The sequence below is a fragment of the Streptomyces coeruleorubidus genome (assembly GCF_028885415.1).
GTDB classification, from domain to species: Bacteria; Actinomycetota; Actinomycetes; order Streptomycetales; family Streptomycetaceae; genus Streptomyces; species Streptomyces coeruleorubidus_A.
In genome coordinates, this window is the sequence record NZ_CP118527.1 from 8300471 (window position 1) to 8313785 (window position 13315).

The window sequence follows — 13315 nt, forward strand, 5'->3', positions numbered from 1 at the left end:
AGAAACCGGTAAGCGGCCTGCTCACGGGTGGTATGTGGACGCCCGTGAGCACGCCGGTTCGCCTTCCGGACATCTGAAGTTCGCCCGTTCCCCCTGGGATGCGGAATGTACAACGCGAACGAAAGGTGTCACCGTGCGAGACCCGCGTATGGCTGCGATCGGCAAGGGCCTGAAGCGTCGCGGAAGGCTGGTGATGCAGGCGGTGAGTCCACCCCGCCGGAACCTCGACGCCATCCCCGCCCCGCGCCCGGCCGCCGACACCTACATCGCCCCGCCCGCCCCCCGGCTGGTGGACTCGCCGGTCTTCGTGCTGTCGTCGGTGCGCTCCGGTTCGACCCTGCTGCGCGTCCTGCTCAACAGCCACAGCCGTATCCGCGCCCCGCACGAGATGCATCTGCGCACGGTGCACGTCAACCTGTCCCGCGACTTCACCGCGGACGCCATGCGGGCGCTCCACCTCGACAAGGACGAGCTGGAACACGTGCTGTGGGACCGGGTGCTGCACCTGGAGCTCACCCGCAGCGGCAAGGACGTCATCGTCGACAAGACCCCGCCGAACACCCTCATCTGGCCCCGCCTGCGCCGATGCTGGCCGAACGCCCGCTACATCCTGCTGCTGCGCCACCCCGGCGCGGTCGTCACCTCCCTCACCGCCCGGCGCGCCGACCCCGATCACGAAGCCGTCCGTGCCGAGGTCCTCGACTACAGCGAGAAGCTGGAGGAAGCCCGTCAGAACCTCGACCCCCACGTGATCACCTACGAGGAGCTCACCGCCGAGCCGGAGAAGGTCACCCGGGGCATCTGCGACCACCTCGGCGTCCGCTGGGAGCCCGGCATGCTCGACTACGGCAGCAAGGACCACGGCACCTTCCGTCCCCAGCTCGGCGACTGGTCCAGCACCATCAAGTCCGGCCGCATCCAGTCGGCCCGCTGCGCCGACCCGGGCGTCGCACTTCCCCCACGCCTGAGGGAACTGGCCCAGGCGTGGGGGTACAGGGACTGAAGGAGTACAAGCGGAGGGAGAGGTACAGCGGCTAGAGACGCAGGGCCCCGACCGTGGCCTGCGGGGCCGCCGCCTCGACGGAGCCGGCCGGCACCGCGGGCAGCGGCTGCTGCTCCGTGGCCTCCGCCCACTGCTGCGGCAGCTGCGCCGGCCGCAGCGGACGCGGCCCCGACACCACCGTGTAGTCCTGACCCAGGAACGGCGGGACCACCTCGCCCGGGTCCTCGCCGAGCGCCAGCTGGACGGCCGCCCAAGGTGCGTTGACACCGCACAGCGACAGCTGGTGCAGGCCGCCGGCCGGGCGGGTGTTGACGTCCATCAGGACCGGCCGGTCGCCGAACATCCGGAACTGGATGTTGGACAGGTAGTGCAGGCCGAAACCCTCAGCGATCCGCCGTGCCGGGTCCAGCCACTGCTCGTGCAGCGTGAAGCCCCGGCGGCGGCCGTTCTTGGTGCGGCCGATGGCCAGCCGGACCCGGTTGTCCGGACCGGTCAGGCAGTCCACCGACACCTCCGGCTGCTCCAGGCGCGGCATCACCAGCCAGTCGACCGGCTCCTCGGCCCGCCGCAGTGCCTCCAGCACCAGGTCGAGGGGCACGTACGGGCTCGGGAACCCGCTCAGGTGCATCAGCGAGAAGGACGAACGCGTGATCACGCGGAAGCCCACCCCGCCCGCCCCGGACGCCGGCTTGAAGCACGCCTTGTGCCCCGCGGCCTCCAACTCCTCGACGGCGGCGACGAGTTCGTCACTCGACCGGACCCGCCACCACGGCGGCACCGGCACGCCGATCGCCTGGACCGCCTCGTAGGCGATCACTTTGTCATGGAAGACGGCCACAGCCTCGGGCGGCGGTGCCAGCACCGCGGTACCGGCCGCCTCGAACTCGGCGCGGTGCGCCACGATCGCCGACTGGTGCAGCCGGGGCACGAACACGTCGATACCGCGCCGCGTGCACTGGTCCAGCGCGTACTCGACGTACCCGGCGGGGGAGAGGTTCTCGGGCTCCAGCTCGGCGGTGTCGGCGGCGGCCAGCACGGGGGAGTCGGGGTCGCCGTGCGTGGCATGGATCTCGACGGCCCGGTCGCTGGGATTTCTCCGCAGCTGATCCATGAAGAACACGTTCTCCGCGTACGTGCGGTTGAGCCAGACGCGTACGCGAGAGACCATGCAGGCCGCCTTTCACGGTTCGCGGGCAGGGCTCAGCAGCCCGTGCCCGGGCAAGATGAATGGAGGGTCACCAAACCGCCCCTGTGAAAGGGAAGTTCTTAGCGGTGGTGTTGGGGCAGATCATACGGCTTCGCCGGGCCGTGTCGTGCAACACGCGGGTTACGGATTTGTGATCACGGTCGTCCGGCCGCCCTTGTCCCCGGCCCCGGTGATGTGATCTCGTGGTGGCGTTCGCGTTCGGGCGCGCGGAGGGGGGCAGGGGTGACGTCGACGGCCGGTGGCGCCGCACAACTACTGGCCATCAGTGATCTGCACATCGGATACCCGGACAACCGCGCCCTGGTCGAACGGATGCGGCCCGGGACGGACGAGGACTGGCTGCTCGTGGCCGGGGACGTCGCCGAGACCGTGGCCGACGTCCGCTGGACGCTCAAGACGCTCGCCGGCCGCTTCCGCAAGGTCGTCTGGGTGCCCGGCAACCACGAGCTGTGGACCCATCCGAGCGACCCCGTCACCCTGCGCGGCGTCGCCCGGTACGACTACCTGGTCGAGCTGTGCCGGGACCTCGGCGTGACGACACCGGAGGACCCCTATCCCGTCTGGGACGGCCCCGGGGGCCCCGTGGCCGTCGTCCCGCTGTTCCTGCTGTACGACTACTCGTTCCTGCCGGCCGGGTGCGCGACCAAGGAGCAGGGCCTGGAGTACGCCCGGGGCACGGGCATCGTGTGCGCCGACGAGCATCTGCTGCACCCCGACCCGTACCCGAGCCGGGAGGCCTGGTGCCGGGCCCGGGTCGCCGAGACCGAACGCAGACTCGCCGAGCTGCCCGAAGACCTGCCCGTGATCCCCGTCAACCACTACCCGCTGCACCGGCATCCGACGGACGTGCTGTGGTACCCCGAGTTCGCCATGTGGTGCGGCACCGGCCTGACCGCCGACTGGCACCACAGGTTCCGCGTCCACACGATGGTCTACGGCCATCTGCACATCCCCCGCACCACCTGGCACGAGGGCGTGCGCTTCGAGGAGGTGTCGGTGGGCTACCCCCGCGAGTGGCGCAAGCGGGCCGGGGAGCCGGGGCGGCTGCGGCGCATCCTGCCGGGGGAGGCCGAGGAGCGGTGATCGGGGAACTGCTGCCACAGACCGTCGTCACCGTGGAGGCCTACGGCCACGAGGGCGCGGACGCTCCGCTGTACCCCGAGGAGGCGGCGCTCATGACGCGGGCGGTCGCCAAACGGCGCCGGGAGTTCGCCGTCGTCCGCTCCTGTGCCCGCCGTGCCATGGAGAAGCTCGGCGTACCGCCGCAGCCGATCCTGCCCGGGGAACGTGGCGCCCCGTGCTGGCCGGCCGGGCTGGTCGGCAGCATGACCCACTGCGACGACTACGGCGCCGCCGCCCTGGTCCGTGCCACCGACCTGGCCTCTCTCGGCATCGACGCCGAGGTCCACGGGCCGCTGCCCGAGGGCGTCCTGTCCGCCGTGGCCCTGCCGACCGAAGCCGAGCGCCTGCGGCGGCTGGCCGCACAGCGCCCCGACGTCCACTGGGACCGGCTGCTGTTCAGCGCGAAGGAGTCCGTCTACAAGGCGTGGTTCCCCCTCACCGGCAAGTGGCTGGGCTTCGAGGACGCCGACATCGAGCTCTCCGCCGGCGGCCCGGCCGAACGGCCCCGCGGCACCTTCCGCGCCACGCTCCTCGTCCCCGGCCCACAGGTCGGCGACCGCCGCCTCGGCCATTTCGACGGCCACTGGACCGCCGACCGCGGCCTGATCGCGACGGCGGTCGCCGTACCACACGACTGAGACCGCCACACGGGGGCGGGCCTGCGGACCTCGACTCAGGGCTTCCCTGCCCGACGTCGCCATCGCCAGCGGCTGTCGGTTCGAGGCCGCCACTGGCCGCCGGCTCAGGCCCCGCCACTGGCCGTCGGTTCGGTTCCCTGCCGTCGGCTGTCGGTTGGTTACCCGCGCCGGCTGTCGGTTCGAGCCTCCGCCGCCGACAGCCGGTTCGGATCCCCGCACCGGCTGTCGGCTCGGGCCGGCCACTAGCTGTCGGTGCGGGCCTCCGCCGTCGGCTGTCGGCTCGGGGCCCGCCACTGGCTGTCGGTTCGGTTCCCTGCCGCCGGCCGTGGGTTCGGGCCTCCGCCTCCAGTCGCGAGCTCAGGGCTCGGCGGCCGACTGTCGGTTCGGATCCCCCGCACCGGCTGTCGGCTCGGGGCCCGTCACCCTCCCTCGGTTCGGGTCTCCGCCCCCCCGGCCATGACGATCCCCCGCACCGGCTGTCGGCTCGGGGCCCGTCACCCTCCCTCGGTTCGGGTCTCCGCCCCCCGGCCATGAGCTCAGGGTCCTGCGATCGGCTGTCGGTTCGGGCCTCCGCTGCTGGCCGTCGGCTCGGTTCCCCGCTACCGGCTGTCGGTTCGGGGCCGTCACCCGCCATCGCCTCGGGCCTCGCCCTCCGGCGTGAGCTCAGGGCCCTGCGATCGGCTGGCGGTTCGGATCCCCGCCACCGGCTGTCGGTTCGGGGCCCGTCACCCGCCATCGGCTCGGGTCTCTCTCCCCCCGGGCCGCGAGTTCAGGGCTCCACGATCGGCTGTCGGTTCGGGCCTCCGTCGCCGGCCGCCGGCTCTGGGCCCGCCACTGGCCGCCGGTTCGGTTCCCTGCCACTGGCCGTCGGCTCGGTCCCCCGCGACCGGCCGCTGGCTGAGGGTCCCCGCCCACCCCGGCCGTCGGCTGAAGTCCCCTCGGCCGCCCGCTCAGGGTCCCGTCAAGGCCCCGGCTCCGGGCACCAGCTCTGGAGCAGGCGGAAGAACGTCTCCTCGTTGCCGGTCAGGCCGGCTCGTTCGAGGGCCTCTTCCGCCTCGGCGAGGACGCTGGGCGGGACGATCGCGGGCCGGTGGGCGCCGGGCGGGGCCGTTTCCAGGTCGAAGGCGGCCCGGACGGTGTGGAGCAGCCGCAGATAGGCCTGGACGGCGGTGCGTTCGCGGTCGGTCAGTACGGCGGTGGGCATCGGTCGGCTCTCCCCGTGTCGGAGTCGTCGGTCACGCCCCGCACACAAGGGGCGCACCTCCAGCTTGCCGCCCACCACTGACAATCCGGCCCCGCCGCCCGTCGGTTCGCCCGCTCGGCGGAGGGAAACCCCACCTCGGCCCCGGGGCACCGGCTTGTCAGCCCTGCGGCCCCGGATACCCCAGCGACGCCTCTATCCGCCCTGCCAGATGGTCCCGCTGCACCGGACCTCGCGACGACGAACCCGCAAGCCACGCCCGACACTTGCTGGCCAGCAGCAGGCCGAAGCTCTCGGCCTCCTTCTCGTCGTCGAGGTCGAAGCGGGTGCGCGCGGCGACCTTCAGCACCGTCGCCTGGAGGTCGGCGTCGTCGTGGAGCAGCCGGGCCGCGACGGAGGCGCCCTCGACGTGGTGGGAGCAGTGCCCCGCCTTCATGTGCCACAGCTCGTGCCCCAGGATCACCAACTGGTGGTCGGGAGCCGTGCGTTCCTCGATCACGACGAGGTCCTGCTCGGCCATGTCGAGCCACAGCCCGCTCGCGGTCCCCGGCGGGAAGGCGGCCGTACGGAAGTGGACGGGGCGGCCCCGGCGTCTGCTCATGGCGTCGCACAGCGCGGCGTACAGCTCCTCGGGCCGCGCCGGCGCGGGGAGGGTCAGCTCCGCCACCAGTTCGCCGCACAGGCGGCGCATTTCCTTACCGATGCCCACAGTTCTCCCCACGGTCACGACTCGGGTCGCTTGACGCTCTCCAGGAGCATGTCCAGCCACTCCGCCACCTTGTCGCGGTGCTGGTCGGTGGGCAGCTGCGCGGCCCGCCAGGCGATGCCGCGCACGCCATGGTCCTGCAACAGCCGCTCCAGCGGGTCGTCGGCCGCCGCGGCCGCCTCCCGTTCGCGGTCGGCGAGCTTCTGGAGCAGTTCCTGCTCGGTGTGCTGGAGGGCGCTCACCAGCGCCTCGGGGTCCTCGGCCGTGAGGAAACCGGCATGCACCCGGAAGAACCGCTGCAGGGCGTCGCAGTGCTCCATGGTCGGCCGCCGGTCGCCGTTGATGAGGGCGCCGGCCTGCTGCCGGGACATGCCCGCGCCGTCGGCGATCTCCTGCTGGGTGTACTTGCGGCCGTTGGGCTTGAGCCGGGTCCGGCGCAGCAGGTCCAGGCGCTGCAGGAACCGGGCCTGCACATCGGGCTCGCCCGCCGGCCGGCCGCTCAGCAGGGCCTTGACCACGGGCTCCGGGACCCCGGAGGCGACGGACAGCCGGCCGATGTCGAAGACCTCGGCGTGCGGCACGCCGAGCCGGTCGGCGAGCGCGGTGACACGGGAGACGACGGCCGCCGGCACGGCCGTCGGCGTGGCGCCCGGACCTTCGACGAAGCCACCCGTCACCGACAGATCTCCTACGTCTCTCACAGGCTTCTCACACGTGGATGCCGTGACCTACCCCGGCGTGAACTTCCCGGAGCGTAGCCGGTGGTTCGAACTCACATCCAGGTCTCGCCACAACTGTGGCCAATTTCAGCCGTCAACAGGCACAGAATGCCACGATAGTTGACACGCCTCAGTTCGGGGCAGCAGGATCGGGGCGCCGCGTCAAGGCCGCACAGGCAAGAGGGGTGACCTCCCGATGGCATATCAGGCAGGAGGGCAGCGGCCGGCACCGCGGCCCGTCCCCGAGACTCCCGATGTCCAGGCCTACCTGGAGGACTACGCCGGGCTTCTGGAGGCCGTCTCCTTCCCCTCGCTCGTCGTCGACCACTGCTGGGACGTCGTGCTGACCAACAGCGCGTTCCGGTCACTTTTCGGTGGTGTCGGTCCGCACCCGACGGCCATGCCGGGCGACAACTTCCTCAGGTTCGTGCTGTTCCACCCCGACGCTCCCACGGTGCTCGGCGAGCACGAGTCCAGCTGGTGCCTGCCGATGCTCGCGCACTTCGCGCGGACCGTGGAGAGCCACGGCCCCGACCACGGGCTCCAGGCCATCCGCCGCGACATCGCCCAGGACCCGATCATGGAGGCCGCCTACCGGCACGGCCTGCCGCACTGGATCCGCTCGGTCGGCGAGGGCGCCGTCGAGCAGGACGGTGCCGTACGGCCGCTGCTGCACCCGGATCCGCGCTGGGGCGCCACCGACTGCCGGATCGTCGTCGAGACCTCCAGGACGCTCCGGGAACTGGGCTGCACCCGGCTCACGTTCGTCCTGCGCGAGATCCGCCGCACCCCGTCCCGGGACCGCCGGACGCGCCGTACGGCTTCCCACCTGAGGGTCGTCCCGGCGGTCGACTGAGCCCGGCCGGTTCCCCGCACCACCGGCGAGCCTCGCGGGCTCCCCGCATGACCCGCTTCCGCCCCGTTCCCAGACAATGTGGCGTGTGACATAGTACTGGCGTGAGCGAGCCGCTGACCTGCGATGTCGTGGTGGTCGGAGCCGGGGTGGTGGGCGCCGCCTGCGCCTTGTACGCGGCCCGCGCGGGCCTGGACACGATCGTGGTGGACCGGGGCCCGGTGGCCGGCGGTACGACCGGCGCGGGGGAGGGCAACCTCCTCGTCTCCGACAAGGAACCCGGACCCGAGCTCGACCTGGCCCTGCTGTCCGCGCGGCTGTGGGCCGAGCTGGCCCGGGAGGGGCTGGGGAAGGCGGTCGAGTACGAGGCCAAGGGCGGGATCGTCGTCGCCGGCACCGACCAAGCGCTGGCCGGGCTGGAGAGACTCGCCGCCGGGCAGCGCGCGGCCGGGGTCGAGGCGGTTCCGGTGCCCCCCGACCGGCTCCCCGACCTGGAGCCGTATCTGGCCCCCGGCCTCGCGGGCGGCGTGCACTACCCGCAGGACGCCCAGGTGATGCCCGCCCTGGCGGCGGCGCACCTGCTGCGCGCCTCGGACGCACGGCTGCTCACCGGCCGCGAGATGACGGGGGTGCTGCGCGGCCCCGGCGGTGCGGTGCGCGGGGTGCGTACGGACCGGGGCGACATCCACGCCCCGGCGGTCGTCAACGCGTCCGGCACCTGGGGCGGCGAGGTGGCCGCCCGCGCCGGGGTGTCGCTGCCGGTGCTGCCACGGCGCGGTTTCGTCCTGGTCACCGAGCCGCTGCCGCCCCGCGTCCGGCACAAGGTGTACGCCGCCGACTACGTGGCCGACGTCGCCAGCGACTCGGCGGCCCTGCAGACCTCCCCGGTCGTCGAGGGCACACCCGCCGGGCCGGTCCTCATCGGCGCCAGCCGCGAACGGGTCGGCTTCGACCGGTCGTTGTCGCTCCCGGCGCTGCGGGCGCTGGCGGCGGGCGCGACGCGGCTCTTCCCGTTCCTCGCCGGAGTCCGGGCTGTGCGGACGTACGCGGGCTTCCGGCCGTATCTGCCGGACCATCTGCCCGCGATCGGTCCCGACCCCCGGGCGCCCGGACTCCTGCACGCCTGCGGGCACGAGGGCGCGGGCATCGGTCTCGCCACCGGCACCGGGCAGCTGATCGCCCAGGTGCTGACCGGGCGGACGCCCGACCTGGATCTCGCCCCGTTCCGGCCCGACCGCTTTCCCGAGGAGGCCGAGTGAATCCACTGGAGCCGGCGGGGGCCAGGCCCGGCCCCGCCTTCACGGTGACGTTCGACGGGCGGCCGGTCCGGGCGCTGCCCGGGCAGACTGTCGCCGCCGTGCTGTGGGCGGCGGGCGTCACCTCCTGGCGCGCCACCCGGGGCGAAGGCCGTCCGCGCGGGGTGTTCTGCGGGATCGGCGTCTGCTTCGACTGCCTCGTGACCGTCAACGGCCGCCCCAACCAGCGCGCCTGTCTGGTGCCGGTGCGGCCCGGTGACGTGATCGGCACGCAGGAGGGGACGGGCCATGAAGGGGCGGACCACGACGGGGCGGACGACGGGGGAGACGGTCATGCGGGCTGAACTCATCGTGATCGGCGCCGGACCGGCCGGACTGGCCGCGTCGCTGGCGGCGAGCGCGCGCGGCACGCGGGTCGCGCTCGTCGACGCGGCGACGGAGACCGGCGGGCAGTTCTATCGGCAGCCCGCCACCGGGCTCGGGGCCGGGCGGCCCGAGGCGCTGCACCACCGGTGGCGGACCTGGGAGCGGCTGCGGGACGGCCTCGCCGCCAGCTCCGTACGCGTGCTGACGGATCATCATGTGTGGTGCGTCGAACGGAAGTCCGGCGGCTTCACCGTGCACGCGCTGCTCGGCCCGGAGCAGCAGGAGCCGGCCGAGGTGCACGCCCGTGCCGTGCTCCTGGCCACCGGCGGATACGAACACGTGCTGCCCTTCCCCGGCTGGACGCTCCCGGGTGTCGTCACCGCCGGGGGAGCCCAGGCCATGCTCAAGGGCCAACTCGTGGTGCCGGGGCGCAGAGCCGTGGTGGCCGGGACCGGGCCGCTGCTGCTGCCCGTGGCGACCGGGCTCGCGGCAGCCGGCGTCGAGGTCGCCGCGCTCGTCGAGTCCACCGGCCCCGGGCGCCTGGCCCGCCACGGCCGGGCCCTGGCCGGCAAGCTCCCCGAGGGCGCCGGATACGCCGCCCGGCTGCTGCGCCACCGCGTGCCGGTCCTGGCCCGCCACGCCGTCGTCCGCGCCCACGGCGACGACCGGCTGACCGGCGTCACCGTCGCAGCCCTCGACACGGCCGGTCGCGTCCGGCCCGGCACCGAGCGGCGGTTGCCCTGCGACACCCTGGCCGTCGGCCACGGCATGCTCCCGCACACCGACCTGGCCTCGGGCCTCGGCTGCCGCCTGGACGGGCTCGCCGTGGCCGTCGATGCCGAGCAGCGCACGGACGTCCCCGGCGTGTGGGCGGCCGGGGAGTCCACCGGCATCGGCGGCGCGGCCCTCGCCCTCGCCGAGGGGCACATCGCGGGGTGCTCCGCCGCCGCCCACCTGCGCGGCACCGCCCCCACCCCGGCCCCCGCCGCCCTCAAGGCCCGTACGGGGCTCAGGAGTTCCGCGGCCGCCCTCGACGCCGCGTACGCGCCGCCCGCGCACTGGCCCGAGCAGGTCACCGACGACACCGTGGTCTGCCGCTGCGAGGAGGTCACCGCCGGTGCCGTGCGGGACGCCCTGGACCTCGGAGCCAGCGACGAGCGCACCGTGAAGCTGCTGACCCGGGCCGGAATGGGCTGGTGCCAGGGCCGGATGTGCCAGACCGCGGTCGCGGGTCTCGCCGGCTGTCCGCCCGCCCCCTCCAGAAGGCCCTTCGCCCGCCCCGTACCGCTCGGCGTCCTCGCACGGCAACACACCCAGGAGGAACTGTCATGACCGACCACCGCCCCTGGCGCGGCGTCCTCGTCGCCACCGCGCTCCCGCTGGACGACGACCTCTCCGTGAACTACGACAAGTACGCCGAGCACTGCGCCTGGCTGGTCGAGAACGGCTGCGACGGCGTCGTGCCGAACGGCTCCCTCGGCGAGTACCAGGTGCTCACCCCCGAGGAGCGCGCCCGGGTCGTCGAGACGGCCGTCGCCGCGATCGGCGGGCAGCGCGTCATGCCAGGCGTCGCCGCGTACGGGTCCGCCGAGTCCCGGCGCTGGGCCGAGCAGGCGGGCGAGGCGGGCTGCCAGTCGGTGATGCTGCTGCCGCCGAACGCCTACCGCGCCGACGAGCGCTCCGTCCTCGCCCACTACGCCGAGGTCGCGCAGGCGGGCCTGCCGGTCGTCGCGTACAACAACCCGATCGACACCAAGGTCGACCTCGTGCCGGAGCTGCTCGCCCGGCTGCACGGCGAGGGGTACGTCCGGGCGGTGAAGGAGTTCTCCGGAGACGTCCGCCGGGCCTACCGCATCGCCGAACTCGCCCCCGAACTCGACCTGCTGATCGGCGCGGACGACGTCCTGCTGGAGCTGGCCGTCGCGGGCGCCAAGGGCTGGGTGGCGGGCTATCCGAACGCGCTGCCGCAGGCGTCGGTCGAGCTGTACCACGCGGCCGTCGACGGCGACCTCGACACCGCGCGGGCCCTGTACCGGCAGCTGCATCCGCTGCTGCGGTGGGACTCGCGGGTGGAGTTCGTCCAGGCCATCAAACTGTCCATGGACCTCGTCGGCCGCCACGGCGGACCCTGCCGCCCGCCGCGCATGCCGCTGCCGCCCGAGCAGGAGGCCGCCGTCCGAGCCGCCACCGAGAAGGCCGTAGCGGCCGGATTGTCGTAGGGATCATGCGCAGCAGACTCGTCCTGCACGCCGTCGACTCGCACACCGAGGGCATGCCGACCCGCGTGATCACCGGCGGCATCGGCACCATCCCCGGCGCCACCATGAACGAGCGGCGGCTGTACTTCCGCGAACACCGCGACGACATCAAGCAGTTGCTGATGAACGAGCCACGCGGTCACTCCGCCATGAGCGGCGCGATCCTCCAGCCGCCGACCCGGCCGGACTGCGACTGGGGCGTCGTCTACATCGAGGTCTCCGGCTATCTGCCGATGTGCGGGCACGGCACGATCGGCGTGGCGACCGTGCTCGTCGAGACCGGCATGGTCGAGGTCGTCGAGCCGGTCACCACCATCCGGCTCGACACCCCGGCGGGCCCGGTCGTCGCCGAGGTGGCGGTGGCGGACGGTGCCGCCAAGTCGGTCACCCTCCGGAACGTGCCCTCCTTCGCCGTCGACCTCGACCGCAAGGCGACCCTCGCCGACGGCCGGACGGTGACGTACGACCTCGCCTTCGGCGGCAACTTCTACGCCATCCTGCCGCTGGAGCGGTTCGGCCTGCCCTTCGAGCGGTCCCGCAAGGACGACGTTCTCCGGGCCGGCCTGTCCCTCATGGCCGCCGTCAACGCCGAGGACCCGCCTGTCCACCCGGAGGACCCGTCCATCCACGGCCTCCACCACGTCTACCTGGCCGCCCCCGGCTCGACCGCCCGCCACTCCCGGCACGCCATGGCCATCCACCCCGGCTGGTTCGACCGCTCGCCCTGCGGCACGGGCACCAGCGCCCGCATGGCACAGTTGCACGCACGCGGCGAACTCCCGCTGCACACCGAGTTCGTGAACGAGTCCTTCATCGGCACCCGGTTCACCGGCAGACTGCTCGGCACCACCGAGGTGGCCGGCCGCCCGGCCGTACTGCCCAGCTTCACCGGACGTGCCTGGATCACCGGCACCGCCCAGTACCTGCTGGACCCCGAGGACCCGTTCCCGGCGGGGTTCGTCCTGTAAGCCGAACCCGGCCCGAGCACAAGAGAGGAACCCCGACCGTCATGGCCCCGCAGCACACCCCCGCCCTGCCCGTGCTGGGCAGCAGGAAACCCAGCCACCGGGAGCGGGTCGCGGACGCGCTGCGGGCCGCCCTGATCGCCGGCGAGCTGCTCCCCGGCGAGGTCTACTCGGCCCCCGGCCTCGCCGCCCGCTTCGGTGTCTCCGCCACCCCCGTGCGCGAGGCCATGCTCGACCTCGCCAAGGAAGGCCTCGTCGACACCGTGCCCAACAAGGGCTTCCGGGTCACGGCCGTCTCCGAGAAGCAACTGGACGAGTACACCCACATCCGCGCGCTGATCGAGATCCCGACCACGGCGGGCCTCACGGCCACGGCCGACCCGGTGGCGCTGGAGGCGCTCCGGCCGGTCGCACAGGAGATAGTCACCTCCGCCGCGGCCGGCGACCTCATCGCCTACGTCGAGGCCGACCTGCGCTTCCACCTCGGCCTGCTGGCCCTCGCCGGCAACGACCACCTCGTCGACGTCGTACGGGACCTCAGACGCCGCTCCCGGCTGTACGGACTGACCGCGCTCGCCGAACAGGGGCGGCTGGAGGCGTCGGCGGAGGAACACCTGGAGATCCTGGACGCGCTGCTCGCCCGGGACGAGGATGCGGTACGGGCGGTGATGACCCGGCACCTGAGCCATGTCAGGGGCCTGTGGGCGAGTGCCCCCTAGGGGCGCGGGGCTGTGAACAGCATGCGGTTCCGCCGTCTCCGAGCGATGAGCGGGCCGAGGCGTACGGGACGTTCGCCCGTCACCGGTGCCGCGCCTTGCCCAGCGCGTCGGTGAACCGGGCGAGGGCCTCCTCGGCCGTGGGGGCGGGGCCGAACAGCTGCTCCTGCCGACGGGGTCGGCGACGTAGCGGCCCGTGTCGAACCAGCCGAACATCGCGGCCATGTCCTTGACCAGGGGGATGAAGCGGCCGGCGACGGCTCCTGCGGCGCGGGCGACGGCGGAAGGGACGGCCCACACCTTGA

General features: G+C 73.3%; 14 protein-coding genes. 10 read left to right on the top strand and 4 right to left on the bottom strand.

Annotation, left to right across the window (positions count from 1 at the left end):
• Positions 1-148 precede the first annotated feature (148 nt).
• Positions 149-1003 (top strand): sulfotransferase family protein, encoded by an 855-nt coding sequence (locus PV963_RS38265; protein WP_425541049.1) that lies wholly within the window; start codon positions 149-151, stop codon positions 1001-1003.
• 31 nt (positions 1004-1034) lie between these two features.
• On the opposite strand, the gene PV963_RS38270 is transcribed toward PV963_RS38265, so the two are convergent.
• Positions 1035-2171, bottom strand: a complete 1137-nt coding sequence (locus PV963_RS38270; protein WP_274821035.1) for an ATP-grasp domain-containing protein — start codon at positions 2169-2171, stop codon at positions 1035-1037.
• Positions 2172-2432: 261 nt separating this feature from the next.
• Here PV963_RS38270 and PV963_RS38275 point away from each other — a divergent pair, with 261 nt between their 5' ends.
• Positions 2433-3293, top strand: coding sequence for a metallophosphoesterase family protein (locus PV963_RS38275; RefSeq protein WP_274821036.1), 861 nt, complete (start codon positions 2433-2435; stop codon positions 3291-3293).
• Positions 3290-3970, top strand: coding sequence for a 4'-phosphopantetheinyl transferase family protein (locus tag PV963_RS38280; protein WP_274821037.1), 681 nt, complete (start codon positions 3290-3292; stop codon positions 3968-3970). Before PV963_RS38275 ends, PV963_RS38280 begins: the two co-directional genes overlap by 4 nt.
• 961 nt (positions 3971-4931) lie before the next feature.
• Here the strand turns inward: PV963_RS38280 and PV963_RS38285 are convergent.
• The 3 genes from PV963_RS38285 to PV963_RS38295 form a co-directional block, all read right to left on the bottom strand.
• The gene (locus tag PV963_RS38285) at positions 4932-5174 is read right to left on the bottom strand and encodes a hypothetical protein (RefSeq protein WP_274821038.1); all 243 of its coding nucleotides are present in this window, start codon (positions 5172-5174) and stop codon (positions 4932-4934) included.
• 157 nt (positions 5175-5331) lie between these two features.
• Positions 5332-5862: a toxin-antitoxin system, toxin component gene (locus tag PV963_RS38290; protein WP_274822242.1), complete on the bottom strand. Its 531-nt coding sequence runs from the start codon at positions 5860-5862 to the stop codon at positions 5332-5334.
• A gap of 32 nt (positions 5863-5894) precedes the next feature.
• The gene (locus PV963_RS38295; RefSeq protein ID WP_274821039.1) at positions 5895-6554 is read right to left on the bottom strand and encodes a helix-turn-helix domain-containing protein; all 660 of its coding nucleotides are present in this window, start codon (positions 6552-6554) and stop codon (positions 5895-5897) included.
• Between the two features lie 238 nt (positions 6555-6792).
• On the opposite strand from PV963_RS38295, the gene PV963_RS38300 reads away from it, so the two are divergent.
• The 7 genes from PV963_RS38300 to PV963_RS38330 all read left to right on the top strand — a co-directional run bounded on the left by PV963_RS38300 (position 6793) and on the right by PV963_RS38330 (position 13013).
• Complete coding sequence (locus PV963_RS38300; RefSeq protein WP_274821040.1) at positions 6793-7452, top strand: hypothetical protein; 660 nt, start codon at positions 6793-6795, stop codon at positions 7450-7452.
• A gap of 101 nt (positions 7453-7553) precedes the next feature.
• Entirely contained in the window at positions 7554-8708 is a 1155-nt protein-coding gene (locus PV963_RS38305) for an NAD(P)/FAD-dependent oxidoreductase (RefSeq protein WP_274821041.1), read from the top strand.
• Positions 8705-9049 carry a (2Fe-2S)-binding protein gene (locus PV963_RS38310; protein WP_274821042.1) on the top strand — a complete coding sequence of 115 codons (345 nt, stop codon included), beginning with the start codon at positions 8705-8707 and terminating at the stop codon, positions 9047-9049. The genes PV963_RS38305 and PV963_RS38310 overlap by 4 nt, the downstream gene beginning before the upstream one ends.
• Positions 9039-10403, top strand: a complete 1365-nt coding sequence (locus PV963_RS38315; protein WP_274821043.1) for an NAD(P)/FAD-dependent oxidoreductase — start codon at positions 9039-9041, stop codon at positions 10401-10403. Before PV963_RS38310 ends, PV963_RS38315 begins: the two co-directional genes overlap by 11 nt.
• The gene (locus tag PV963_RS38320; RefSeq protein WP_274821044.1) at positions 10400-11290 is read left to right on the top strand and encodes a dihydrodipicolinate synthase family protein; all 891 of its coding nucleotides are present in this window, start codon (positions 10400-10402) and stop codon (positions 11288-11290) included. The genes PV963_RS38315 and PV963_RS38320 overlap by 4 nt, the downstream gene beginning before the upstream one ends.
• Positions 11291-11295: 5 nt before the next feature.
• The gene (locus tag PV963_RS38325) at positions 11296-12297 is read left to right on the top strand and encodes a proline racemase family protein (protein WP_274821045.1); all 1002 of its coding nucleotides are present in this window, start codon (positions 11296-11298) and stop codon (positions 12295-12297) included.
• 41 nt (positions 12298-12338) lie between these two features.
• A complete protein-coding gene (locus PV963_RS38330) occupies positions 12339-13013 on the top strand; it encodes a GntR family transcriptional regulator (RefSeq protein WP_274821046.1) in 675 nt (224 codons plus the stop codon).
• The last annotated feature ends 302 nt before the right edge of the window (positions 13014-13315 follow it).